Annotated in this window: 17 protein-coding genes; 7 read left to right on the top strand and 10 right to left on the bottom strand. The window is 64.2% G+C overall.

Annotation, left to right across the window (positions count from 1 at the left end; translation table 11 throughout):
- Positions 1 to 62: 62 nt before the first annotated feature.
- The 7 genes from IC761_RS35065 to IC761_RS35095 form a co-directional block, all read right to left on the bottom strand.
- Complete coding sequence (locus tag IC761_RS35065) at positions 63 to 2,039, bottom strand: acetyl/propionyl/methylcrotonyl-CoA carboxylase subunit alpha (RefSeq protein WP_195801161.1); 1,977 nt, start codon at positions 2,037 to 2,039, stop codon at positions 63 to 65.
- Entirely contained in the window at positions 2,036 to 3,652 is a 1,617-nt protein-coding gene (locus tag IC761_RS35070) for an acyl-CoA carboxylase subunit beta (RefSeq protein WP_195801162.1), read from the bottom strand. The genes IC761_RS35065 and IC761_RS35070 overlap by 4 nt, the downstream gene beginning before the upstream one ends.
- A gap of 114 nt (positions 3,653 to 3,766) precedes the next feature.
- Positions 3,767 to 4,633 carry a beta-keto acid cleavage family enzyme gene (locus IC761_RS35075; protein ID WP_195801163.1) on the bottom strand — a complete coding sequence of 289 codons (867 nt, stop codon included), beginning with the start codon at positions 4,631 to 4,633 and terminating at the stop codon, positions 3,767 to 3,769.
- 193 nt (positions 4,634 to 4,826) lie between these two features.
- A complete protein-coding gene (locus IC761_RS35080) occupies positions 4,827 to 5,627 on the bottom strand; it encodes a helix-turn-helix domain-containing protein (protein ID WP_195801164.1) in 801 nt (266 codons plus the stop codon).
- A gap of 174 nt (positions 5,628 to 5,801) precedes the next feature.
- Entirely contained in the window at positions 5,802 to 6,458 is a 657-nt protein-coding gene (locus IC761_RS35085; protein ID WP_195801165.1) for a glutathione S-transferase family protein, read from the bottom strand.
- On the bottom strand, positions 6,458 to 7,621 hold the full coding sequence (locus IC761_RS35090) for an acyl-CoA dehydrogenase family protein (protein ID WP_195801166.1): 1,164 nt from the start codon (positions 7,619 to 7,621) through the stop codon (positions 6,458 to 6,460). The genes IC761_RS35085 and IC761_RS35090 overlap by 1 nt, the downstream gene beginning before the upstream one ends.
- Positions 7,622 to 7,640: 19 nt before the next feature.
- The gene (locus IC761_RS35095) at positions 7,641 to 8,777 is read right to left on the bottom strand and encodes an acyl-CoA dehydrogenase family protein (RefSeq protein ID WP_195801167.1); all 1,137 of its coding nucleotides are present in this window, start codon (positions 8,775 to 8,777) and stop codon (positions 7,641 to 7,643) included.
- A 266-nt stretch (positions 8,778 to 9,043) separates the two neighbouring features.
- On the opposite strand from IC761_RS35095, the gene IC761_RS35100 reads away from it, so the two are divergent.
- On the top strand, positions 9,044 to 10,594 hold the full coding sequence (locus tag IC761_RS35100) for an acyl-CoA synthetase (RefSeq protein ID WP_195801168.1): 1,551 nt from the start codon (positions 9,044 to 9,046) through the stop codon (positions 10,592 to 10,594).
- A 74-nt stretch (positions 10,595 to 10,668) separates the two neighbouring features.
- Positions 10,669 to 11,889, top strand: coding sequence for an ABC transporter substrate-binding protein (locus tag IC761_RS35105; RefSeq protein WP_195801169.1), 1,221 nt, complete (start codon positions 10,669 to 10,671; stop codon positions 11,887 to 11,889).
- On the opposite strand, the gene IC761_RS35110 is transcribed toward IC761_RS35105, so the two are convergent.
- Together IC761_RS35110 and IC761_RS35115 are read right to left on the bottom strand one after the other, a co-directional pair.
- Entirely contained in the window at positions 11,886 to 13,271 is a 1,386-nt protein-coding gene (locus IC761_RS35110) for a glycosyltransferase family 2 protein (protein ID WP_438265072.1), read from the bottom strand. The two genes, IC761_RS35105 and IC761_RS35110, sit on opposite strands and share 4 nt — an antisense overlap.
- A gap of 115 nt (positions 13,272 to 13,386) precedes the next feature.
- Positions 13,387 to 14,157, bottom strand: a complete 771-nt coding sequence (locus tag IC761_RS35115) for a helix-turn-helix domain-containing protein (RefSeq protein WP_195801171.1) — start codon at positions 14,155 to 14,157, stop codon at positions 13,387 to 13,389.
- Positions 14,158 to 14,345: 188 nt separating this feature from the next.
- On the opposite strand from IC761_RS35115, the gene IC761_RS35120 reads away from it, so the two are divergent.
- The 5 genes from IC761_RS35120 (at position 14,346) to IC761_RS35140 (ending at position 21,792) form a co-directional block, all read left to right on the top strand.
- Positions 14,346 to 16,604, top strand: coding sequence for a marine proteobacterial sortase target protein (locus IC761_RS35120; RefSeq protein WP_195801172.1), 2,259 nt, complete (start codon positions 14,346 to 14,348; stop codon positions 16,602 to 16,604).
- 106 nt (positions 16,605 to 16,710) lie between these two features.
- Positions 16,711 to 17,292, top strand: coding sequence for a class GN sortase (locus tag IC761_RS35125; RefSeq protein ID WP_195801173.1), 582 nt, complete (start codon positions 16,711 to 16,713; stop codon positions 17,290 to 17,292).
- Between the two features lie 135 nt (positions 17,293 to 17,427).
- Positions 17,428 to 18,420, top strand: coding sequence for a glycosyltransferase family 2 protein (locus IC761_RS35130; RefSeq protein ID WP_195801174.1), 993 nt, complete (start codon positions 17,428 to 17,430; stop codon positions 18,418 to 18,420).
- Positions 18,421 to 18,591: 171 nt separating this feature from the next.
- Positions 18,592 to 20,826 (top strand): acetate--CoA ligase family protein, encoded by a 2,235-nt coding sequence (locus tag IC761_RS35135; RefSeq protein ID WP_195801175.1) that lies wholly within the window; start codon positions 18,592 to 18,594, stop codon positions 20,824 to 20,826.
- 138 nt (positions 20,827 to 20,964) lie between these two features.
- The gene (locus IC761_RS35140) at positions 20,965 to 21,792 is read left to right on the top strand and encodes an MlaD family protein (RefSeq protein ID WP_195801176.1); all 828 of its coding nucleotides are present in this window, start codon (positions 20,965 to 20,967) and stop codon (positions 21,790 to 21,792) included.
- Positions 21,793 to 21,795: 3 nt separating this feature from the next.
- Here IC761_RS35140 and IC761_RS35145 read toward each other — a convergent pair whose 3' ends face one another.
- Entirely contained in the window at positions 21,796 to 24,765 is a 2,970-nt protein-coding gene (locus IC761_RS35145; RefSeq protein WP_246791414.1) for an autotransporter outer membrane beta-barrel domain-containing protein, read from the bottom strand.
- Between the last annotated feature and the right edge of the window lie 226 nt (positions 24,766 to 24,991).

Below are 24,991 nucleotides of genomic sequence, written 5' to 3' on the forward strand. Positions count from 1 at the left end.
GGATGCAGGGTGGGCACGGCGCTTTGCGCCTTTGCCCACCCTACTAGACTGCGTTTGCCGCGCTACCTCGCCCCGATCTCCGCGACGATCCTGCCGGTGGTCACCTGCTCGCCCTCGGCGACGTCGATCGCGGCGACAACGCCGTCAATGCCGGCCTTGTGGACGTGCTCCATCTTCATCGCCTCCAGCGTCAGCACCGGTTGGCCGGCGGTGACGTGATCACCGGGCTTGACCAGCACGGCGACGACGCGGCCGTTCATGGCGGCGCGAACCTTGCCGTCACCGCCATTGGCTGCGGCGGCCTTTGGCGCGGCGAGGGTGAAATCAGTGACTGTGAGCGGGATGCCGCGACGTGCGAGATAGAGCCGGTCGCCATCACGCAGGAATTTTGCGTTGTCCATCACGCCGTCGTGGCGGAAGCGGATGGCGTTGGCATCGAACTGATCGATCTCGAACCTGTCCTGATGTTCATCGGTGGCGACGATGTAGCTGCCGCCACGCTCCCGGGTGATTTCGAGCTCGTGCGTCTGACCGGCGATCTCGATTTTTGCAGGCAGAGGGAATGTTGCCGACAGGCTCCGGCCACTCCGCCACGCCGGTGCGCGCGGATTCGTCACGTAGAGCAGCAGGCCTGCCAGCGCCGTATCGAATGCAGCGTCCGCGCGCGGCGCCAGCAACTCGTCGCGATGTGCGCCGATGAAGGTCGTCGTCGCCTCGCCCTTGGCAAAGCCGGGATGACGCAAGCACGACGTCAGGAAGGCCTGATTGGTGGTCACGCCAAACGCGGTCAGCTGCTCCAAGCCGACGATCAGACGCCCCCTCGCCTCCTCGCGCGTCGCGCCATGGCTGATCACCTTGGCGATCATGGAATCGTAGAACGGCGGGATCTCCGAGCCCGATTGCAGCGCGTGCTCGACGCGGATGCCATCCGGCACCTGCCAGCGCGCCATGCGGCCAGACTGCGGCATGAAGTCCTGCGCGGCATCCTCCGAGCAGAGCCGCACCTCGATGGCGTGACCGGAGAAGCGGATATCCTGCTGCTTCACGGTGAGCTGCTCGCCGCGCGCGACGCGCAATTGCAGCTCGACGAGGTCGAGACCGGTGATCGCCTCGGTGACGGGATGCTCGACCTGGAGGCGCGTGTTCATCTCCATGAAGTAGAACTCGCCGTTCGCGTCGAGCAGAAACTCCAGCGTGCCGGCGCCCTCGTAGCGCAGCGCCTTGACGGCCGCGACCGCGACCTCGCCCATTTTCGCACGCAGCTCCGGCGTCACGGCAGGCGACGGCGCCTCCTCGATCAGCTTCTGGTGCCGCCGCTGCACTGAGCAGTCGCGTTCGCCGAGATGGATGGCGTTGCCATGGCTGTCGCCGAACACCTGGATCTCGATGTGGCGGGGATTCTGAATGGCCCGCTCGAGGATCACGGTCGAATCGCCAAACGCGGCCTTTGCCTCCGACCGCGCGCTGCGCAGCGCGTCGGGAAACGACGTCGCATCGGTCACGAGCCGCATACCGCGGCCACCGCCGCCGGCGACCGCCTTGATCATCACGGGGAAGCCGATCTTCTTGGCTTCCGCGAGCATGACTTCGTCGCCCTGGTCGGCACCCTGATAGCCGGGCACGCAGGGAACGCCGGCCTTCTTCATGATCTCCTTGGCGCCGGCCTTATTGCCCATCGCCTCGATCGCCTGCGGCGACGGACCGATGAAGACCAGGCCGGCATCCTTGCAGGCCCGCGCAAAATCTTCGTTCTCGGCGAGGAAGCCATAGCCGGGATGCACCGCATCCGCGCCGCTGGCTTTGGCCGCCGCGATGATCGCGGGGATGTTGAGATAGGATTGCGCCGGCAGGGCCTCGCCGATCCGCACCGCCTGGTCGGCCTCCCGCACGTGGAGGGCATCGCGGTCGGCGTCCGAATAGACCGCGACGACGCCGAGGCCGAGCCGCCGCGCGCTGCGCATCACGCGCAATGCGATCTCGCCGCGATTGGCAATCAAGACCTTAAAGAACGGCCGGAGCTGCACTGATCCGTTCCTCATGGGCGGGCCACCGAGAATTGCATGCGCTGGGGCGTGCGCGCGTCGCCCTCGCGGCAGATTGCGAGCACTTCGGACAGGACCGCGCGGGTGTCACGCGGATCGAGCACGCCGTCGTCAAGCACGCGCGCGCTGGTCGAGAACACATCCATCTGGCCGTCGAACACGCCGACAATCTGCGCCTTCATCGCATCGAGCTTGTCCTTCTCGATCGGCTTGCCGCGGCGCGCGGCAGCGGCTTCGGTCACGATCGCCATGGTCTCGGCGGCCTGCTCGCCGCCCATCACGGCGGTCTTGGCGTTCGGCCAGGAGAAGCAGAAACGGGGATGGAAGCCGCGGCCGCACATGCCGTAATTGCCGGCGCCGAACGACGCCCCGCAATAGATGGTGATCTGCGGCACCGTCGCCGACGTCACCGCCTGGATCATCTTCGAGCCGTGCTTGATCATGCCGGCTTCTTCATAGGCTCGGCCGACCATGTAGCCGGTGGTGTTATTGAGATAGAGGATCGGCGTGCGGGTCTGGCAGCAGGCCTGGATGAAATGCGTCGCCTTGTTGGCGCCCGCGGGATCGAGCGGGCCGTTGTTGGTGATGATGCCGATCGCCTGGCCCTCGATGCGGGCATGGCCGCAGACGGTGGCCGGGCCATAACTCGGCGCCATCTCGGTGAAATCGGAATCGTCGATGATGCGCGCGATCACCTGCTTCATGTCGACGGGACGCTTGTGGTCCATCGGCATGATGCCGAGCAGCTCATCCTGATCGTAGCGCGGCGGACTGAATTGCGGAGCCGCCAAGCCCGGCCGCTCCCATTCCAGCGCGGCCATGATCTCCCGCGCGATACGCAGCGCGTCGCGGTCGTCTTCGGCGAGGTAGTCGCCGAGACCGGAGATTTGCGTGTGCATCTCGGCGCCGCCGAGCTCTTCTTCCGAAGCGATCTCGCCGGTCGCGGCCTTCAGCAGCGGCGGCCCGGCGAGGAAGGCGCGGGTGCGACCGCGCACCATCACGATGTAGTCGGAGAGACCCGTCTGGTACGCTCCGCCCGCGGTGGATGAGCCATGCGTGACGGTGACGACCGGAAGGCCTGCCGCCGAAAGACGCGCGAGATTGCGAAAGATATTGCCGCCGCGGACAAAATCCTCGACGCGGTAGCGCAGCAGATTGGCGCCGGCGCTTTCGACGAGCTGGACGTAAGGCAGCTTATTCTCCAGCGCGAGCTCCTGCACTCGCAACGTCTTGTCGAGGCCGTAGGGCTGGAGCGCACCGGCGTCGATGCCGGAATCACTGGCGCTGACCATGCAGCGGATACCCGAAACAAAACCGATGCCGGCAATGACGCCGCCGCCAGGCACGCTCTTGCTGGCATCCGGCACGTCGAACATATAACCGGCGAGCGTGGACAATTCGATAAAGGGCGCACCGGGATCGAGCACCAGCGCGACACGCTCGCGCGGCAGCAGCTGTCCGCGCTTGTGGAAGCGATCCTTTGCCGCGGCCGACGCGGCGCGCGTGCGCTCTTCCAGCGCGCGCATGCGGTCGATCAGACCGAGCATGCCGTCGCGGTTGGCGTGATAGGCGGCGCTGGCGGGGGAGATGGTGTTTTCGAGAATGGACATGAATTAATCCTGCTCGCCATTGCGAGGAGCACTTGCGACGAAGCAATCCAGACTGCACCCGTGGAGAGATTCTGGATTGCTTCGCTGCGCTCGCAATGACGGGTGAGGCGGCACTCAGCGGTTCGTCCCAAAGATCTTCCGCGCCTCGGCGGGGCTGGCGATCTCGCGGCCGGCGCGGCGGGCGCAGGCGGCAATGGCCTCGATTAGCTGGCCGTTCGATGTCACCTTCTTGCCGTCGGCGAGATAGAAGGCATCCTCCAGACCGGTGCGCAGATGGCCGCCGAGCTCGGCGCAGCGCTGGTGCAGCGGCCAGATCTCCTCGCGGCCGATCGCCGTGACCTGAAAATGTGCTTCGGGACGCTTCAGCTTGATCAGGATCGGCAGCAGCTCGGGATCAGACGGCATGCCGGAAGCGACGCCCATCACGAAGTTATATTCGAGCGGACCCTTGTACATGCCGACCTGGTGGTACATGCCGACGCAACGGACGATGCCGACGTCAAAACATTCGAACTCGGGGATGGTGCCGACCGCGTTCATGACGTCGAGATAGTCCTTCACCTTCTCGACCGCGTTGTCGAACATCATCGGCGGCCAGGCCCAGGTATTGTCGGCCTTGACCTTCAGGTAATTCAACGAACCGGCATTGCAGGCAGCGATCTCCGGCCTGGTCTCGCGGATGCAGTCAAGCGCACCGCTGTAGTTGGGACCGGAGACGCCAGATGTGTGGTTGATGATGACGCCGGGGCAGGCTTCGCGGATCGCTTGCTGGATCTCCTTGCTGACGGCGACCTCCCAGGACGGCAGATGCCCCTTGCCCGGCGCCTGCTGGCGCAGATGGATGTGCATGATGCTGGCACCGGCATCGAACGCAGCCTTGGCCTCACGCGCCATCTGCTCGGGCCTCACGGGCACGTTGTGCTGCTTCGGGTCGGTGAGCACGCCGTTCAGCGCGCAGGTGATGACGGCCTTGTCGCTCATGCTCTGGACATCTCGCACGTTGAGAATTCAACGCTTACGATCATGTGACGCGCGGCATGCGGCTTCTTGCGCGGAGAAGCTGGAGAAAGGCGAGAAATCGTAGGGTGGGTTAGCCGCAGGCGTAACCCACCTCTTTGGTTTCCGCAGAGACCGAAGTGGTGGGTTACGCTTCGCTAACCCACCCTACGAAGAACTAACTCGCTTCCGCGAGCCGCACCGTCTCGGTGCTGCGATAGATCGCAAGATCCCGCGAGCCGACGAAGATTGCGCGTGGCTTCAAGCCGTAGAAGCGGCGGATCGAATGGCTAAAATGGGTCGAATCGGGATAGCCGATGTCCTGCGCGAGATGGGCGAGGTTGAGATCCTGGTTGGCGAAGTGGAGCAAATGCCGCGCGCGCTTCCAGGCGCGGAAGGAGCGGAACGAGATTCCGGTCTCTTCCTTGAAGAGATGCAGGAAGCGCGAGGCCGACAAGCCCGCCTCGGCCGCGCAGGTGTCCGCCGTCACCGGCTCGCCGGAGAAGCGCCCGATGCGGGCGACCGCACGCGTGACGCGCGGGTCGAGCACGCGGCGCGGCAGCGCCTCACCAAAGCACATCTCGTCGAATTCGGCGGTGGTGATGTCGCCATAGCGGCGCTGGCGCAGCAACGTGTAGGCGGCGAGGATCTTGCGGGCGTAGACGGCCCGGTCCGGTCCGGTCAGCCGCGCGGCCAAGGCCTCGACCACGCCATCCGACATGCTCTCCGGCTCCAGCGTCACGCTGATTGCGGTGCGGTAGTCGCTGGCGATGGAGTGCCGCTGGTTCGGCAGGGTGACGAACAGCTCGCCGGTCGCGAGGACGTCGTCGATGGTCAGATGCAGATTGCCTTTCACCGCCACATAGACATGGCAGCAACCGGGCGTCCGCTTTCGGGGGCGGCCGAGCAGGCCGGCGTAAAACACCCGCTCTGGCGTGATCAGCATCAGATGGTCGGATTCGCGACCGTTATCTACCATTGGGATCCTCCTCGCGCGGCTCTCTGGCCACTGCGGACGGAGGTCACCTTAGCGGAAATTTGGGCGCTGTCACGACGGGATAGCGCTGTCACGGCGCGCAAAAGATTACCGGTTCGGGACGGCGGCGCGCCCGTCCGGAACCGCCATGAGACCGTAGTCCCATCCTTCGTAACCTTACGCCCTCACCCGCGGCGCAACATTCTGCTCTTGCCCAGCCTTCTGCTCCGCGGCAACTGCGCGCTTGAATCCATCGCGCTGCTGCAAGCGGGCCCAATAGGTGGCGACATTGGGCCCAAAATCCTTGGCGAGCCCGATATTGTCGGCGAGGCGGAGCGCGTAGCCGATCACGATGTCGGCGGCAGTGAAACGGCCGGCGCACAAGGTTTCGGCATTGGCGGTCGCGGCCTCAACGGCGCGCAACCGGCCCAGGAACCATTTTGCATAGTCGGTGGCGACCTGTGGATTGCGGCGTTCCTCCGGTTCGAGCTGAGTATAACGGAGCACCAGCGTCTGCGGGAAGGTTAACGTGGCGTCGGAAAAATACATCCAGTTGAGGAAGGCGCCATAGGCGGGATCCTCGACGTCCACCATCAGCGGCGTCGGGGCATATTTGGTGCCGAGATAGTGGCAGATGCCGGAGGATTCGGTCATCCTGCTCTCGCCGTCGACCATGAAGGGAATCGTACCGAGCGGATTGAGTGCGAGATATTCCTTGGCGAAGACCCGCGGCGGAAACGGCAGCATCTTCAGCTCATACGGCAGCCCCATCTCCTCCAGCATCCAGAGCGGACGGAACGAGCGCGCGGCGTCACAGTGATAGAGCGTGATCATCAAGCGTTCCCCTTGCTGCCGGGCAGCGTACCCATCATCTTGCACAACACCATCAGCATGACCTCGTCGGCGCCGCCGCCGATCGAGGTCAGCCGGCTGTCACGATAGGCGCGGCTGACCGGCGTCTCGTTGGTAAAGCCCATTCCGCCCCAATATTGCAAGCAGGCGTCGGTGAGCTCGCGTCCAAGCCGGCCGGCCTTCAGCTTGGCCATGGTCGCGAGTTTTGTCACGTCCTCGCCGGCAACCAGCTGCTCGGCGGCGCGATAGATCAGCGCGCGCAGCAGCTCGACCTCGGTCTGCATCTCCGCGAGCTTGAAGTGGACAACCTGGTTGTCGAGGATCGACTTCCCGAAAGCCTTGCGGTTGCTTGTGTATTCGATGGTCTCGTTGATGATGTATTCGTGCGCCTTGAGGCAGGCGGCCGCGCCCCAGAGCCGCTCCTCCTGGAACTGGATCATCTGGTAGGTAAAGCCCTTACCCTCCTCGCCGATCCGGTTGCGCTTGGGCACGCGGACATTGTCGAAGAAGATCTGCGCCGTGTCCGACGAGCGCATGCCCATCTTGTCGAGCTTTCGCGCCACCGTGACGCCCTTGCTCTTCATGGGCACGCAGATCAGCGATTTGTTGCGATGAACGGGGCCATCGCCGGTGTTGGCGAGCAGGCAAATCCAGTCGGCCTGGGTGCCGTTGGTGATCCACATCTTGCCGCCGGTGATGACGTAGTCGTCGCCATCCGAACGCGCATTGGTCTTGATCGAGGCGACGTCCGAGCCGGCGCCGGGCTCGGAGACGCCGATGCAGGCGACGTAGTCGCCGGAGATCGAGGGCGCCAGGAATTCGCGCCGGACCTCGTCCGAGCCGAACCGCGCCAGCGCCGGCGTCGCCATGTCGGTCTGCACGCCGATCGCCATCGGCACACCGCCGCAGGTGATGGCGCCGAGCTCCTCCGCCATCATCAGCGCGTAGGAATAATCGAGGCCCGAGCCGCCGAACTCGACCGGCTTGTTCAACCCGAGGAAGCCGAGGCTGCCCATTGTCTTGAACAGCGCATGCGCCGGGAAGATGTCGGCCTTCTCCCATTCATCGACATGAGGATTGATCTCGTTGGCGATGAACTTTTGCAGGCTTCGGCGGATATCGTCGTGGTCGGCGGTGAACAGCATTCTCTCTCGGCCTCGTCCTTCACAACCCCATCTGCCGGCTCGCAAGGTCCTTCATGATCTCCTCGGTGCCGCCGCCGATGGCGTTGACCTTGACCTCGCGGTAGATGCGCTCGGCCTTGATGCCGCGCATGAACCCGGCACCGCCAAAGATCTGCACGGCTTCCGAGGCGCAGAACGCCATGGTCTGCGTCGCCTGATTCTTCATCATGCAGATTTCCGCGACCGGACTTTCGCCCTGCTCCAGACGCCAGGCCAGCATTTCGAGCATCGCTTGCGAGGCCGCGACCTTCTGCGCCATGTCGACGATCTTGTGCCGGATGACCTGGTGCTGGGCGAGCGGCTTGCCGAAGGTCTTGCGTTCCTTGGCGTAGGCGACGGCCTCGTCGAGGCAGACGCGCGCGAAGGCGGTGCAGCCCGCGGCCATGCCCATGCGCTCGCTGTTGAAGTTCTGCATGATGATCTTGAAGCCGTGGCCTTCCTCACCGATCAGGTTTTCGGCCGGCACACGACAATCGTCAAAGTGCAGCGTCGCGGTGTCGGAAGCCCACCAGCCCATCTTCTTCAGCTTCGTACGCGACAGGCCGGGCGTGTCACCCTCGATCAGGAGCAGGCTGACGCCGCCGGCACCCTCGCCGCCGGTGCGCACCGCAACGGTCAGATAATCGGCACGCATGCCGGAGGTAATGAAGGTCTTCTCGCCGCTCACGACGTAGTGATCGCCGTCGCGCTGCCCCCTGGTGCGCAAGTTCGCGACGTCGGAGCCGCCGCCTGGCTCGGTGATTGCGAGCGCGGAGATCTTTTCGCCGGAGAGCACCTGAGGCAGCACACGCGCCTTGACCTCAGGGCGCGCTGCGCGTGCGATCGGCGGTGAGCCGATGGTATGGCTCATCAGGCTGGCGCTGACGCCACCGGCGCCAGCCCGCGCCAGTTCCTGGCTCGCCACGATCTTCATGAACTGGTCGGCGGCAATCCCGCCATATTCCTCGGGGAATCCGAGACCCAACAGGCCGATCTCGGCCGCCTTGCGATAGAGCGCGCGGGGGAATTCGCCGGCTTCGTCCCATTCATGGGCGAATGGCTCGATCTCCTTCGCGACGAAGCGGCGCATGACGTCGCGGAAGGCCTCGTGCTCGGCGGTGTAGAACGGGCTTTTCATTATAGTCTCGCCTTCGACGACTCCTGCCGTTCCACCATGGCTGGAACACCGGCAGCTCACTTGCGCGGAGTGGCTGACCCCGGGGCACCGCTTCGGCGCAGGCCGCGGCCTAGCAACTCAACGCAAGACGATTTTCACCCCTCGCGGGCCAACTCCGCATCAAAAAGACGCGCTGCACAAAACTCCGGCTGGCCTCTCAGGGCCACGCCGGGCATGGTGCACAGCAATAAAGATCAGGCGGCACAAGACCGCCGAGGGAGGGATTGTTGGCCGTTCGTTACTACGACTGGATCGCCCATCATGGCCGCCGCACGCCGAACAAGGTCGCGGTGATCGACCTCGCGAGCGAGCGGCGCTTCACCTATGCGCAGCTCGACGCACGCGTCGCGCGCCTCGCCTCATTCCTCCGTCACACGCTGAACATCTCGCGGGGCGACCGCGTCGCGGTGCTGGCGCTGAACACGACCGATACGCTGGAGGTGCAGTTCGCCTGCGGGCGGCTCGGCGCGATCTTCGTGCCACTCAACACGCGCCTCACCGTTCCCGAACTCCAGTTCATCACCGGCGATTGCGCGCCGAAGGTGATGATCCACGACACCGACCTCGCCGAGACGGCGCTCGATGTTGCAAGACTCTGCAATGTCGCGACGAGTCTGCTGCTCGGCCCCGGTGGCACCTACGAGGCGGGCATCGCAGCCGCAAAGCCGCTCAACCGTGCTGAGGAGGTCACGCTCGATGACGTCTCGACCATCATGTACACGTCGGGCACCACGGGGCATCCGAAGGGCGCCACCATCACCCACGGCATGACGTTCTGGAATTGCGTCAATCTCGGCGGCCCCGCCTGCATCGGACCCTCCTCGGTGCTGCTCACCGTGCTGCCGCTGTTCCACACCGGCGGGCTCAATTGCTACACCAATCCGGTGCTGCATGCCGGCGGCACTGTGATGATCATGCGCGCCTTCGATCCCGGCGCGGCGCTCGGCCTGATCAACGATCCCGCGCAGGGCATCAACGTGTTCTTCGGAGTGCCCGCGATCTACCAGTTCATGGCGCAGCATCCGGCGTTCGCGACGACCGATCTGACCCGGTTGATCGTCGGCGGTGTCGGCGGCGCGCCGATGCCGGTGCCGCTGCTCAAGGCCTGGGAAGCACGCGGCGTCGCGCTCCAGCAGGGCTACGGCATGACCGAGACCTCGCCGGCCGTGCTGGTGCTCGATCGCGAGGATGCAGCGCGCAAGGCCGGCTCCGCCGGCAAGCCGGTGCTGCACACCGAGGTTCGGATCGTGCGGCCAGACGGCGGCGATGCCGATATCGGCGAGCTCGGCGAGCTCTGGGTCAAAGGGCCGAACATCACGCCGGGCTACTGGAACAGGCCGGAGGCGAACAAGACGTCCTTCACCGACGGCTGGCTCCATACGGGCGACGCGACCCGCATCGACGAGGAGGGCTTCTACTACATCGTCGACCGCTGGAAGGACATGTACATCTCCGGCGGCGAGAACGTCTATCCGGCCGAGGTCGAGAACGTGCTGCACCAGATCGCGGCGATCGCGGAGGCCGCCGTGATCGGCATTCCCGATCCGCAATGGGGCGAGGTCGGCCTTGCCATCGTCGCAGTCAAGCCTGGCCAGCGGCTGAGCGAGGCCGATGTCTTTACGCATTGCGCGGCTAATCTGGCGCGCTTCAAATGCCCGCGCCAGGTTCGCTTCGTGGATGCGCTGCCACGCAACGCCACCGGCAAGATCCACAAGCCGACCTTGCGCAAGGAATTTTCAGTGACCTCGGAAGTCGACAAGAAAGTTGCCAACGCCTGACCGAAGCGCCCCTCCTACGGGCGCTTCTTCATTTCTGACGTGCCTCCAACCCATAAGAAACCCAAGGAATGTTCATGACCAGGAAGCTCTCTTTGCTTGCCGCGGCTGCGGCGCTGACATTGCTCGCGACCCAGGGCGCCCAAGCCCAAAAGGCATACGACACCGGCGCCACCGACACCGAGATCAAGATCGGCAATGTCGAGGCCTATTCAGGGCCCGCGTCCGCCTACGGCGTCATCGGCAAGACCGAGGAAGCCTATTTCAAGATGATCAACGACCAGGGCGGCATCAACGGCCGCAAGATCAACTTCATCTCTTACGACGACGGCTATTCGCCGCCGAAGACAGTAGAGCAGATCCGTAAGCTAATCGAGAGCGACGAGGTGTTTCTGGTGTTCAATGCGCTGGGCACGCCGACCCAGACCGCCGTGCAGAAGTATCACAATTCCAAGAAAGTGCCGCAGCTCTTCCTCGCCACCGGCGCCAGCAAGTGGAACGATCCGCACAGCTTCCCCTGGACCATGGGCTTCCAGCCGAGCTACCGGGTTGAGGCGCGGATCTTCGCAAAATACATTCTGAAGGAGAAGCCGGACGCGAAGGTTGCGATCTTCTATGCCAATGACGATTTCGGCAAGGACTACGTCGCCGGCATCAAGGACGTGTTCGGCGACAAGGCCTCGAAGCTGATCGTGGCCGAAGAAAGCTACGAGACGTCCGAGCCTTCGATCGACGCCCACATCGTCAAGCTCAAGGGCACCGGCGCCGATGTCTTCGTCAACATCGCGACGCCGAAATTCGCGGCTCAGGCCATCAAGAAGATCGCCGAGCTGGAATGGAAGCCGATGCACCTGATGACGGACGTCTCAGTGTCGATCGGCGCGGTGATGAAGCCGGCCGGCCTCGAAGCCTCCGAAGGCGTGCTGTCGGCCGGCTATCTGATGGATGCGTCCGATCCGCAGTGGAAGGACAACGAGGGCATGAAGAAGTTTCTGGCCTTCATCGACAAGTACATGCCCGGCGCCAACATCTCGGACACAAACCTGGTTTACGGCTACGCTGCGGCCCAGACGATGGTGCAGGTGCTGAAGCAGGCCGGCGATAATCTCACCCGCGAGAATGTGATGAAGCAGGCCGCGAGCCTGAAAGATTTTGTCCCGGATACGCTGATCCCGGGGATCAAGATCAACACGTCGGTCAACGATTTTGCGCCGATCGAGCAACTCAAGATGTGGCGGTTCAAGGGCGGCCAGTGGGAGCTGTTCGGCGACATCATCAGCGCCGAGGTCGGCGGCTAGCCTGACGTGACATTGGCGGGCGATGGCGCAAAGCTCGCGCCATCGGCTGCGCTGACATCGATCCCCGCGACCGGCAGGCCCAGCCGGCGCGGGTCATTGGCGGCCACAAAGCGCGGACATGTCCAGACCAGCATCGCCGTGCCCGATGGCGGAAGGTCGATCCTCAGCACGAAAGCGTCCGCGTCGATCGTGATCGCAGCGTCCGCCACGCGCCTGCCGTCAAGATAGAACTTGACTCCGATCCGATCCAGCGCCTCGCGAATCTGCGGCGACGCGATGCGAATGATATTGCGTCCGGGCGCCGCCTTGATCCGCAGAACGGCCTCCGGCTCGCTCCAGCGAAAATTGCGGCGGCGCCAGACTTCCGGCGCATTGAAGCCGGCCTGTGCCATCACCTGATCGCTGACAGGCGACGAAGCCCAACCGACGGCCTCGCGACTGCCGTGAATGCATTCGAGGCGCTGGAAGTAGATCAGGGCCGCGATATAGCGTCTGATCCCGCGAGCAGTCGCCTCGCGCGTGCCAACGATGCACAATATCGACAGGACACAGCGTGCGTGGCCCGCGGCAAGGCGCGCCGCGCTCCGCGCGAGGCGGTCGCCGACCAGCGCAATCGCGCCCCAGCGCCAAAGCGCTCGAAAAAGCTCCCCGACCAGGTACCCGGAGCGTATCCGCGCCCCAAGCGCGCTGCGCGCGAACGCGACGTCGAAATCGCCGCGGCTGCACCATTCGATCGGAGTCTCGATCAACTCGTAGCCGGGATCGCGGCACGCCTCGCCGAGATAGCGGATCTCGCCCTGCACGAAGTCGAGCGTGAATGCCTTCAATTCGCCGATCCGGCCGATGTAGAAGTGATGGAAGCGCGCCTCTTCCAGATAGCCGATGGCATAGCCCCTCGCGTGGTATGCGGCTGCGAGCACCCATTCGGCGAAATGGCCGAGCTCCTCGCGCAGGCCGCCGCATTCCTCGTAGACGTCGCGCCGCGTCACGAAACACTGGTCGAGCACCTTGCGCCACGGATGCTGCTTCATGCCGAACTCGATGTCGGCCTGGTACATCGCGGCCTCGGCCTCCGACAGGCGGTTGTGGCAGACCGGGACTGAGCGACAGGACAAGCCGGCCCATTCGGGGTGCGCATCGATCGCGCGCATACAAAGCTCGATCACATCGGGCTCGGGCCAGCAATGCGATTCCGTGAAGAACAGATACTCTCCACGCGCCTTGGTTGCGCCGAATGCGCTGAGCCCGATATCGTGTTTGAAGTCGGTGAATTCGAGGCGCGCTTTGTCGCCCGCGAGTGCTTTCAGCTCCCCGTGCGCCGTGAAATCGGGCGGCACCACCAGGATGATCTCGTAGAGGGATTGATCCGCGGTCTGGGACATCCAGCCGCGCCAGGACTGCTCCCACTGCCCGCGATGAAATTCTAGCGGGATGATGATGGAAAGCAGCGGAGATCCGCCGCGGGCATTTCCAGCCAAGTCCTGCATGTTAGCTCGACTATCCCGGCAGGAAGAGCGCGAACGGCTCTTCCACCGTGCGCCGCAGATGACCGCGATATAACGCATGATTGGCGTCGCCGGGCCCGACCCGTCCCAGCGACGGCTGCGGGACGTTCCTGAGCGGAACATAGGCGATCGGCGCGGCAATCGGCGTCAGCTGCGAGCCGGGCCCGGCGCGCAGTGAGGAGATGATGCCATACATCTCACCGGCCACAGTCGGCCGCGACACCGTGATCACGCGATGCTGGCCGTGCTTGTTGATCACGAGATAGATGAAGCCGGACTGATGCGGCACCGCAACCTCGCCGGTGTGCTCATAGGCCGCATCCGTCCGCTCACCCTCGCGAAAGACCAGTGACGAGACTTTCGGCTCCCAAACGATCTCGGTGCGATAAGCGAAGATCGCATCCTTGTCGCCAAACGACGGACGCAGCGTGATGTAGACATCCTCGAGCCAGGTCACCGCGCGGTGCGAATAGGAGCCGAGGCTGTCGGGCGCGACATCGTTTGCGGCCGGAGGCGCCATCACGGCAACGCTCTTGCGCAGGGACACGCCCAGCGCCTGCTCCAGCCGGACCGTGGTGGCCAGCGTGAACGGGCGGCGCCCGCCAAGCGCCTTCTCCAGGGTCGACAGGCTGAGCTTGGCCTGCTCGGCCAGCGCCTGTCGCGATATCCGGCGCCTCGCAATTTCCTCGCGGATCGTCTCGGCCACCTCGCGGCTTTGCTCGTCCGAAAGCTGCCCGTCGTTGAGTTTATCCGGCGTCTGCATCGTCAGCCCTGCTTCCCACGCGCGCCATTCTAGCAGGGCGGACAAGTCCGCACAAAACCGGACATGGCCGCCTTGACGGCGGCCCGCCCGGGCCAGCCGCGGCGGAACATTGCCGATCATTCTGCTCGCGAAATCGCCCCCTCCCGACCGATGCTCGGCGTCGTCAAACACCTTCGGGAGCAGGCCAAATGAGCAGTTACGACGCAGTCGACCGCAACGCGAACCCTTGGCTGGGCAGGCTCATCGTGGTCGGACTGTTCCTTCTGGCGCAGGGCGTTGCCGTGCTCCTGGTCAGCTTCGTGGCCTTGCTGGTGAGCTTCGAGCCGGGTTGGTCGGCAACGACGGACCAAGCGAGCCTGCTCCAGCCCGGCGACGCCCGTTCCGGCACTCTCCTGCTGAAGCGGGACGGCGCCACGACGGAAGCCATCCGCCTCGGCATCGACGTCGATATCACGGTGTCCGGCCCGACGCTGCGCACGCGCGTCACGCAAGTCTTCCGCAACCCGACCAAGGACTGGGTCGAGGCTACTTACGTCTATCCGCTTGCCAGTGACGGCGCCGTCGACACGTTGAAGATGGTGGTCGGCGATCGCGTCATCGTCGGCGATATCAAGGAACGGGGGCAGGCGCGCGTCATTTACGAGCAGGCGCGAAGCGCCGGACAGAAGGCAGCGCTCACCGAGCAGGAGCGACCCAACATCTTTACCAACTCGGTCGCCAATATCGGCCCCGGCGAGACCGTGCTGGTGCAGATCGAATATCAGGAGCCCGTGCATCAATCCGGCAACGAATATTCGCTGCGCGTGCCGCTCGTGGTCGGACCGCGCTACAATCCGGCGCCGATCGTGCAGAGCGTCGATTTCCGCCGGGACGGCTCCGGCTGGGGCGCGACCACATCTGATCCGGTTCCGGATCGCGATCGTATCTCGCCACAGGTAGCGGATCCAGCCAAGGCTGCGCCGGTCAACCCAACCAGCATCACGGTGCATCTGAAGGCCGGCTTCGCACTCGGCGAGGTGAAGAGCCATCACCACAACGTCAAGATCGAAAGCCCCGACAGCGCGACGCGTGTCGTCACGCTGGCCGACGGCGCCGTGCCCGCCGACCGCGATTTCGAACTGACCTGGAAGCCGGCCGCCGAGAAGGCGCCGTCTGTCGGGCTATTCCGCGAGCACGTCGGCGATGCCGACTATTTGCTCGCCTTCGTCACCCCGCCCGCGGCCGAACAGGCGACGCAGAAGCCGCTGCCGCGCGAGGTGGTGTTCGTGATCGACAATTCAGGCTCGATGGGCGGCACCTCGATCGTTCAGGCCAAGGCGAGCCTGCTCTATGCGCTCGGACGTCTACAGCCGACCGACCGCTTCAACGTCATCCGTTTCGACGACACGATGGACGTGCTGTTTTCGACCTCCGTGCCGGCCGACCCTGCGCATCTCGGCGAAGCACTCGCTTTCGTGAATGGGATACAGGCACGCGGCGGCACCGAGATGGTGCCGGCGATGCGCGCCGCACTGACCGACAAGCTCGGCGAGACCAACATGGTCCGCCAGGTCGTGTTCCTGACCGACGGTGCGATCGGCAACGAGCAGCAATTGTTCGAAACCATCACGGCGATGCGCGGCCGCTCGCGCATCTTCATGGTCGGCATTGGATCCGCGCCCAACACCTATCTGATGACACGCGCGTCCGAGCTCGGCCGCGGCGCCTTTACTCACATCGGCTCCGTCGAACAGGTCGAGGAGCGCATGCGTGGCCTGTTCGCCAAGCTTGAGAACCCTGCGGTGACCGGCCTCACTGCAAAATTCTCTGACGCCAAGGCCGACGTCGCGCCCGCGATCATTCCCGACGTCTATCGCGACGAGCCGCTGGTGCTGGCGGCGAAGCTCGACAAGCTCGCGGGCTCGCTCGAGATCAAGGGACGCGTCGGCGACCACCTGTGGTCGGTGACGCTGCCGCTGCAAAATGCCGCCGAGGGCAAGGGCCTGTCAAAACTCTGGGCGAGGCGCAAGATCGGCGATGCGGAAGTCGCGCGCACGCTCCGCGAGATGACGCCAGAGGAGACCGACAAGACGATCCTGGCGCTCGCGCTCGACCATCAGATCGTCACGCGGCTGACCAGCCTCGTCGCGGTCGACAAGACGCCGAGCCGCCCTGAAGGCGCGCCGCTCAAGCTCAGCGAGTTGCCGATCAACCTGCCGGCCGGCTGGATTTTCGAAAAGGTGTTCGGCGAGCGGCCCGAGCCGACGCAGTTGCGCGAGCGCCGCGCCGATGCGAGTGGCCAAGCCTCGGCGAGGCGGCCGGCACCGGTCGCACCCGATGCGATCCGCCTGCCCAAGACCGCAACCTCGGCCGAGTTGAAGATGATCGCAGGCCTGATCCTGATCGTGCTCGCCCTGATCCTGCTCGTGTTCAATCGGCGTCAGCCCTTGCTCACTGACGTCGCTTGAGAGAGGAGCCCCCCGAACTCCTCTTCTTCAGCGCGCGCGGCTGCCCGTCCCATCCAAACGGCCGCGCGCGCCTTTTTTCTTCCCCGTCATTGCGAGTGTGGAAACAATGACCCGCCTCATCCCTCCTCTCGTTCTGGCGCTCGTCGGCACCATCCTGTTCGGCGATGGCGCCTACATCCACGCCAAGGCCTGGCTTGCGCAGCTGCTGCTGGAGCGCGCGTTCGACAGGAGCGTTGCGACCGGCCAAGCGGTCAAGCCGTGGTCCTGGGCCGACACATGGCCTGTCGCACGGATCGAGGTGAAGCGGATCGGCGCAAGCGCCATCGTGCTCGCAGGCACGAGTGGACAGGCGCTTGCCTTCGGGCCCGGCCATCTCAATCAAACTGTTGATGCCGGCGAGCGCGGCGTTGCCGTTTATGCCGCGCATCGCGACACGCATTTCCGTTTCTTGCGGAACGTTGCCATCGGTGAAGTGATCGAGATCACGCGCGCCGATGGCAGGCACTTCCGTTATCGCGCGGACGCTTCCAACGTCGTCCGTTTTGACGCATCGGGGATCGATCCGGCAACGCCGGGTTATGAACTGGCGTTAACAACCTGCTGGCCATTCGATGCCATCACGCCCGGTCCCGAACGCTACATCCTTCACGCCACGCTGATTGAATCCGACAGCGAGGCTGTCCATTAAGCATCTCGTAAATCGCGCAGGAGTGGCGCGACCAATCGCCTCAAGATGAAAGGGCCGAACTGGCGCCGCCGGCCGTAGACCTGTAGGAAGGCCCCTGGATTTTTTATTTTTTTATGGGCGGAGAAGAAGGGGTAAATGGACAAGGAGCTCAGGCAGCGTCTCGATCAGCGGCTGGAGCAGCTCGAAAACCGCGTCGCTTTGCTGGAAAGGAACCTGGATCTCGTTGCCGCCGGACAGCGACGCACCTCTCTTCGCAGCCTCTGGCGGCGTCCGCCAATGTGGACCTTCGAACAATATCCTCCGCGCCTTCTCAACTTCAACGCGTTCAAGCCTGCGCCTGCCATTCCCGCCAATGCGCCGCGGATCGCGATGGTCACGCCGAGCTACAACCATGGGCAATATCTCGGCGCCACGATCGATAGCATCGTGAGCCAGGCTTATCCGAACCTGTACTATCACGTGCAGGACGGCGCCTCGATCGACGGTACCATCGATCTCTTGAGGAGCTGCGGCGACGGCCTCAGCTGGAAAAGCGAGCCCGACAAGGGCCAGTCCAGCGCCATCAATCTCGGATTTGCCGGCGTCGACTGCGAAATCATGGCCTACCTCAACAGCGACGACATCCTGCTGCCCGGGACGCTCGCTTACGTCGCCAACTATTTCGTGTCGCATCCAGATGTCGACATCGTCTACGGCAACCGCATCTTCATCGATCGCGAGGGACTAGAGGTCGGCCGCGCGGTGCTGCCGCGCCATGACGGCAAGGCACTGCAATATGCCGACTACATTCCGCAGGAGACGATGTTCTGGCGCAAGCGCGTGTGGGACAGGATCGGACCGATCGACGAGAACTTCCACTTCGCATTGGATTGGGATTTCATCCTGCGGGCACAGGCCGCCGGATTCAAGTTCGTGCGCCTGCCGCGATTCCTGTCCTGCTTCCGCATCCACGATGCACAAAAGACGGCGGCGACCTATGCGGTCGGCGCCAGGGAAATGGGCATCTTGCGGCAGCGCGTTCTCGGATTCGAGCCGACGCATATGCAGATCCGACGCGCCATCGCACCTTACCTCGTGCAGCAAGTCGCCTATCACTATGGCTACAAGCTCGGGCTCTTGCGATATTGAACGACAACGCGGCTCATGAAGCGAAGGCGTCAGTCATGGCAGCGGTCACAAACGCCTGATGGATCGAACATTCCATCGCGCGGCATGCCATCCGGAAGGTTGCCACTCCGGAGAACTCACCATAGAAGAGAGTGACGCACCGCCAAGAAGAACAAAAGGTGAGGTCACGCCATGGAAGCCCGAGTTTCTGTTGCATCCGTGTCTGCCGCGTCTGTCTCTCCGCGCCCGTGGTCTCCGCCACCTGACGCCGGCGACATCGTCAAGGGCATCCATGCCATGCTGCACCCGCACAACATCGTGCTGGTGGGCGCGACCGACAAGCCGGGCAATTATGCCGAGCGCATCTGGAACAATCTGGTCAAGTACGGTTTCAAGGGCGGGCTCTACCCGGTCAACACCAAGCGCGAAACCATCTGGGGCGTACCCTGCTTCAAGGACTTTGCGAGCCTCCCGGAAAAGCCTGATCACGTGCTCGTCCTGGTTCCCGCACGCTTTGCCGTGCAGGTGATCCGCGACGCTGCCGCAGCTGGTGCGCGGTCGGCGACGATCGTCACCTCGGGCTTCAGCGAGTTGCAGGATGAGGAGAGCCAGAAGCTCGCTACCGAATTGCAAGCCGCGGTGCGCGAGACAGGCCTCGCCGTCACCGGCCCGAACTGTCTCGGAAACTTAAGCGCCGGCGAAAAGCTTTTCACCAATATCGACGATCGCATCGTCACCATGGAACAGGGCGCAGTGGCGATCGCCGGACAGTCCGGTGCCATCGTCATGGCGATCCGCCAGGCGCTGGAGGATCGCGGCGTTGGCGTCGGCTACATGGTCACGACCGGCAACGAAACGGGGCTTGAGACACCGGACCTGATGCGTTATTTCACCGAGGATCCGAGCATCAGGGTGATCGTGGTCTACCTCGAAGGCGTGCGCAACACCAAGGCGTTTCGCGACGCCTGCAAGGCCGCGCGTGCCGCGAGCAAGCCCGTGATCGCGCTCAAGCTCGGGGCATCCGAAGGCGGCCGCGCCGCTGCGATGGCGCACACCGGCGCGCTCGCTGGCTCGATCGAGACCTTCGACGCGATTGCGACCCGCGAGGGTGTGATCCGTGTGCGCGGGCTCGATGAGTTGATCGAGACCACCGAATGCTTCGTCCACGCCGCCGTGCCAAAGAGCGATCGGCTTGCCGCGGTGACGCTGTCCGGCGGCAAACGCGGCATGCTGATCGACGCCTTCGACGCGGTGGGACTGAAGTTCGCGCCGCTGAGCCCGCATGTCAGCGGCGATCTCGCAAAGATGCTCGGGCCGGGCTCGATCGTTGGCAATCCGCTCGACGCCGGCTTCGCCGCGGTCGTCGATCCCTCCGTCTACATCAAGTCGATCAAGCTGATGATCGACGATCCCGACATCGACATCGTCATCGTCGACGCCGAATTTCCAAAGGTGCCGCACGAGCTCCGCGAGCGCAACTTGCGCATCGTCAACGAGATGGCGGGCAAGGCTGCGAAGCCGGTCATCTATATCAGCGCCATGTCGATCGGCTTCACCGAGTTCACCAAGGGCCTGCGCAAATCTCTGCCCCATCTCGCGGTGATGCAGGGCCTCGACCGCGCGGTGACCGCGATCAAATCGCTGCTCGACTATGCCAGGCTGCGCAAGGAAGTGCCTGATATCGTCTCGAGCTCGAAACCCGCCGCGCGCGCCGTGCTGGAGAAAGCGCTGGCATCAGCAACGGGCGCCGCACTCGACGAGGTCGCCTCGAAGAAGCTCTTGAAGGCCTACGGCATCCCGGTCTCGCAAGAGGGAATCGCTCAGACGGCGGTGGAGGCGGTGAAGATCGCCAAAGCGATCGGCTATCCCATGGTCGCCAAAGTCGTCAGCGCCGAGATCCTGCACAAATCCGATATCGGCGGCGTGGTGCTGAACCTCAACAGCGCGGCCGAGGTAAAGAAGGCATTCGCCGACATCACGGCGCGCGTGAACAAGCTGAAAGGCAAGCCGAAGCTCGACGGCATCCTGATCGCACAGCAGGTCAAAGCCGATCTCGAGCTCGTGGTCGGCGCCTCCCTCGATGCCGAGATGGGGCCCGTCGTGCTGTTCGGCACCGGCGGCATCGACATCGAGCTGATGAAGGACGTGGCACTTGCCGGCGCGCCGCTGGACGAAGCCGAGGCGCGCCTTCTGATCGGCCGCACCAAGGCCGGCGTCAAGATTCGGGGCTATCGCGGCAAGCCGGCGTTGCACGAGGCCTCCGCGGTCAAGGCGCTGGTTGGCCTCTCCAACCTGATTGCGGACGCCGGCGACCGCATCGCCTCGATCGACATCAACCCGTTCCTGATCAACGCCAGGACCGGCGTAGCCGTCGATGCGCTGATCGTCCTGAACAATGCCGCGGCCAAGCGCGCCGCCGGACATTGAGATCGCATGGGGCTAACTTGTGGCGAGTTATGCTCCCGTCTTCGCTCTGCGAGCTGCGGCGGACAAGTCGTTAACCCGCCCAGGTTAACATCGCGGGCTGCTTCCAACTTCCCTGCTTTAGCCGTAAAATCGCCCCTCATGGCACGCGCGAGCAATCTGGTGATCGGAACGGCAACGCTGGCGGTGATCGCCGTGGCGTTCGGCGGCCTGCTCGGCGTACAGAAATGGCGTACCATCCAGAGCCGCAGCCAGTTGCGCGTCGTGTTCGAAGGCGGTTCGGCAAGCGGTCTGCGCCGCGGCGGCCCGGTCAATTTCGACGGCGTTCCCGCCGGCCAGATCGTATCGATCAAGCTCGACAATCCCCGCAAGGTCGTCGCCCTGGTGATGCTCGACAACGCAGCTCCAATCCGCAAGGACACGGTCGCGGGCATCGAGTTCCAGGGCCTTACCGGCGTCGCTGCGGTCTCGTTGATCGGTGGTGCGCCTTCGGCGCCGCCGGTGCCGCTCGATTCCGACGGCATCCCGGTGCTGACTGCCGATCTCAGCGACGCCGAGTCCATCGTCGACACCCTGCATAACGTCGACCGCGTGATCGTCAACAATTCCGCCGCGATCAAGGACGGACTGCGCACATTCGAAGCCTACACCGCCGATCTCAAGACCAAGGGCAACGAGATCGATGCGGTCATGGCCAAGGTCGACAGCGCATTTGCGGGCTTCGACAAGGCGGTCACGAAGATCGAGGGCGTGGTGCCCGGCTTCGTCGACGGCAAGGCCGACGAGCTGTTCGAAAAGGTGAAGGGGCTGCACGAGCTCGCCGACACCATGAAGAAGAAATCGACGGCCTTCCTCGAGGATACCCGCCGTACGTTGCTCGACGTGAGCGAGGCCGCCAACAAGATGGCCGGCACGCCAGCACCCGTGGCGCCGCGCCCGCCGCGCAAGCCGACGCAGCAGAAGCAGTGACGCCTACCAATTGTAGCGCACGACGCCCTTGCCGGCATAGGAGCGCGTGACGCTCGAAAACTCGCCCTCGAAGGTTGCCGACGCGGACCAACCGTTCATCCAGTTCATCTGCACTGAGGCGGTGGTCAGCGCCGAGTCGCGCGACTGCGCTGCGCCGTTCACGACGAAGGCAGATCCCGGCAGCGTCTGGAACACCGCACCGACAGTGCGGTCCGGATTGAAGTCATGCGCCCACGCGGCACGGCCGCGCAGCGTTACCACACCACCCGCCGCGGCAAACGCCTTGTCTGCGCGCAGGCCGAGCTCGGTGCGGGTGCTGGTCACATCCTTGGCGGCGTAGTTGAGCGCGAAGGCATTGGTGCCGAGCGCCGCGAATTCCGAATAGCTCGGCAGGCTGAATAGGGTGGCCTGGAGCGCGGCATAAGGCGTCAGCCCGATCCACTGCGTCGCGTAGCGATAACCGCCCTCGACGCGGCCCGAGACGGCGTTGGCGTTGAACTGCGCGCGCAGCTGGTCGAAGCCGGCGGCCGTGACGGTGCGGTTGGTGGTGACGTCCTGCCAGCCATAGGCAAGCGCCGCGGTGACATAGGCCGGTCCCAAATTGTGGCGCACGAAGGCGCCGGCCTGAAACAGATCCGAGCGGCCCCAGCCGAGCCCGTTGACGCTAAAACCGGTGCCGCCGCCGGCGAGCGCAAAGCCCGCGACCGTCGATGGCGAGAAGCGGTAGTCGACGCCGACGGCAGTGCCGTAGACGCTGCTGGTGGTGGTGTTGGAGCCGAGCGCGGCGTTGCCATCGGTGGTCTGCGAGCCGCCGAAGCCTGCCGCCCAGACGCTCCAGCGCTGCTCGAATGTCGGCGGCGGCGCCTTGCGGTAGATCGAGGCGAAGGCGTCGCTGGGGCGCTTGCCGGTTGCGGCATAGGCCGACGCGCTTGTCTCGTCGGCATAAGGCGTCGCGCCAGGCGTCTCACCGTGTCCCGAACCGTAGACGTCGGTCAACAGGCTGAGGAACAGGCCCATCGCGTTGAACGTGGTCTGTTGCGATCCCGTCGCCGGCTCACCGGAAGCCTGGCTGAGGCCCTGCGGCGACAGATTCGCCAGCGCCACGGGAAGGCTGCCGGTGGTGTTGAAGATACGCGTCAGCACATTGGCAACGTTCTGCTGATTGATGTTGAGGCCGCCGCCATAGCTGAGCGCGAGATCCAGAAACACGTCGTGGGGATCGTAGCTCAGCGTCGCGTGCAGGTTCGACGACAGACCCGTAACCACAGGATTGAAGGTGTCAGGCAGCGTTCCCGCGGTGAGGATCGTGTAGTGCTTTGCGATCGAGCCGATCGGGACGACTGTGACGGTCGCGCCATTGAGCGTGGATGTCCCCGTGACGACCGCGATGCCGTTGCTCGCACCCGAAACCTGCACCATGTAGGTCGACGCGGTCGTGAAGGTGAGGTCGCCGTTCACGTTGAGCGTACCGGTCGGACTGCCCGGCGCCAACGTGCCGCCATTGAGATTGATCGTGTTGACGTTGCCCACTCCGCCGAACGTGCCGCCGGATGCGATGCTCACATTGCCGTTGATGGTACCAGCGAGCAGCAGCGTGCCACCCAGCACGTTCCAGTCCTGGTTGCCGGTGCCGGTGACCGTCCAGGTCGAGCTGTCGACCTTGTTGAAAGTCGCGAAGCCGTCGTATTGGCGGCCAGTGCCGATCAGGTCCAGGTTGAAAATATCCTTGCCGGTACCGCCGAGCTGAAACGTGTCGGTGCCGGAGGCGAGCACTAGGCCGTTAATGATGCTGCCGGGGCCGAGGGTGAGAATGTTGCTGCCACAGCCGCAGAGATCAATCGCGGCGAAACCGGTCGCGGCATTGATCGTGCCGGAATTGAAGACGTTGCCGCCAAAGCTCGTGCTGATGCCGACGCCTCCAGCGCCGACATTGATAGTGCCGGTGTTGATGACCTGGTTGCTGGTCGAAAATGCCGACGTCGTGATTCCGGTGCCCGAGGCCCCGACGGTGATGATGCCGTTATTGATGGCGACGTTATCGTCGCCGAACAATGCGATGCCCTGGGTACCATCGCCGCCAGTAATCCGGCCGTTGTTGGTGATGATGCCGGACAAGCCGGACAGACCGACTGCGATGCCTCCCACGCCGACGGTGACCGAGCCAGTGTTGGTGACCTTTGCGTCGTTACCGGTGACGCCTATGCCCAGGCCGAACAGCGCGGCGGCAATGGTGCCGGCGTTGGTGATGGTCTGAGTGTTGCCCAAGGCCAAGATACCGACGGCGCCCTGGCCCACGGAAATCGTGCCGGTTGCCGTGTTGATGACCGTGTTGCCAGCATTGATCACAACGATACCCCCGGAAGATCCGAAGGAGGAATCACCGACTGTGATCACGCCAGAGTTGATCGCCGTTGTGCCCCCGGCGACGAAGATGCCGGTGGCGTCTTGAAGGCCGTTGATCGTCCCGGTCGAAGCGTTGGTGATCGTATTGTTCAGACCTGCAAAGACTCCAAATCCTCCGACACCGACCGACAAGGCGCCGCTGTTGCCGACGATGTTGTTGTCAAACAGGGAGATCGCTTGACCACCGTCACCGGTGGTGATCGTCCCGATATTGGCGATGGTGTTGTTACTCAGCATCGAGATGCCGAGACCGTTGTCGAGCACCGTGATGGTATTGTTGTTGGTGACGGTGTTGAAATTGCCGCCATTGATGCCGGTGAGGCCAGAGCCGGCCGACACCGTGCCGTTGTTGGTGATGACGTTGGTATCGTTGACGTTGATCGACGCCGTTCCATTGTCGTTGACGGTCGCCCCCGCCAGCACTTTCACGGTCAGATTGGTGACGCCACCGCCGGCTGCAAAGCCGTTCGTATCCGTGCCGCTACAGGTGACGGTCTGGCCGCTGGCCGCCGGGTCTGGCGCGCAGTCGGCCTGTGCCGAGGTTGCCGACAGGCAGAGGCTGAACAGCATTGCCATGGCCGGCGACGCGGCCGCGCCAAGGCGCAGTCCAACCCGCCCGCTCAATGGCAACCGAAACCCCACCCCAACGCCCTCGGTCCGGCACTCCCAGCGGTGCCGCCGGTAAATTAGGCGACCGGGTCCCTACGTGGAACTACGGAATCGGCGGAATCACCGGTCCGGGGGTTCATGGGGCCAATTCGACAACCCATGTTGCAACCGAGCAACTCTTTTGCTG

This window comes from Bradyrhizobium commune (assembly GCF_015624505.1).
GTDB classification, from domain to species: Bacteria; Pseudomonadota; Alphaproteobacteria; order Rhizobiales; family Xanthobacteraceae; genus Bradyrhizobium; species Bradyrhizobium commune.

Coding starts and splice junctions, on each gene's coding strand:
- IC761_RS35075 (WP_195801163.1), bottom strand. CDS start 4,633: ATGAGCGACAAGGCCGTCATCACCTGCGCGCTGAACGGCGTGCTCACC.
- IC761_RS35085 (WP_195801165.1), bottom strand. CDS start 6,458: ATGATCACGCTCTATCACTGTGACGCCGCGCGCTCGTTCCGTCCGCTC.
- IC761_RS35115 (WP_195801171.1), bottom strand. CDS start 14,157: ATGCAGACGCCGGATAAACTCAACGACGGGCAGCTTTCGGACGAGCAA.
- IC761_RS35130 (WP_195801174.1), top strand. CDS start 17,428: ATGGACAAGGAGCTCAGGCAGCGTCTCGATCAGCGGCTGGAGCAGCTC.
- IC761_RS35125 (WP_195801173.1), top strand. CDS start 16,711: ATGACCCGCCTCATCCCTCCTCTCGTTCTGGCGCTCGTCGGCACCATC.
- IC761_RS35065 (WP_195801161.1), bottom strand. CDS start 2,039: ATGAGGAACGGATCAGTGCAGCTCCGGCCGTTCTTTAAGGTCTTGATT.
- IC761_RS35145 (WP_246791414.1), bottom strand. CDS start 24,765: ATGCTGTTCAGCCTCTGCCTGTCGGCAACCTCGGCACAGGCCGACTGC.
- IC761_RS35110 (WP_438265072.1), bottom strand. CDS start 13,271: ATGTCCCAGACCGCGGATCAATCCCTCTACGAGATCATCCTGGTGGTG.
- IC761_RS35105 (WP_195801169.1), top strand. CDS start 10,669: ATGACCAGGAAGCTCTCTTTGCTTGCCGCGGCTGCGGCGCTGACATTG.
- IC761_RS35140 (WP_195801176.1), top strand. CDS start 20,965: ATGGCACGCGCGAGCAATCTGGTGATCGGAACGGCAACGCTGGCGGTG.
- IC761_RS35135 (WP_195801175.1), top strand. CDS start 18,592: ATGGAAGCCCGAGTTTCTGTTGCATCCGTGTCTGCCGCGTCTGTCTCT.
- IC761_RS35095 (WP_195801167.1), bottom strand. CDS start 8,777: ATGAAAAGCCCGTTCTACACCGCCGAGCACGAGGCCTTCCGCGACGTC.
- IC761_RS35070 (WP_195801162.1), bottom strand. CDS start 3,652: ATGTCCATTCTCGAAAACACCATCTCCCCCGCCAGCGCCGCCTATCAC.
- IC761_RS35090 (WP_195801166.1), bottom strand. CDS start 7,621: ATGCTGTTCACCGCCGACCACGACGATATCCGCCGAAGCCTGCAAAAG.
- IC761_RS35080 (WP_195801164.1), bottom strand. CDS start 5,627: ATGGTAGATAACGGTCGCGAATCCGACCATCTGATGCTGATCACGCCA.
- IC761_RS35120 (WP_195801172.1), top strand. CDS start 14,346: ATGAGCAGTTACGACGCAGTCGACCGCAACGCGAACCCTTGGCTGGGC.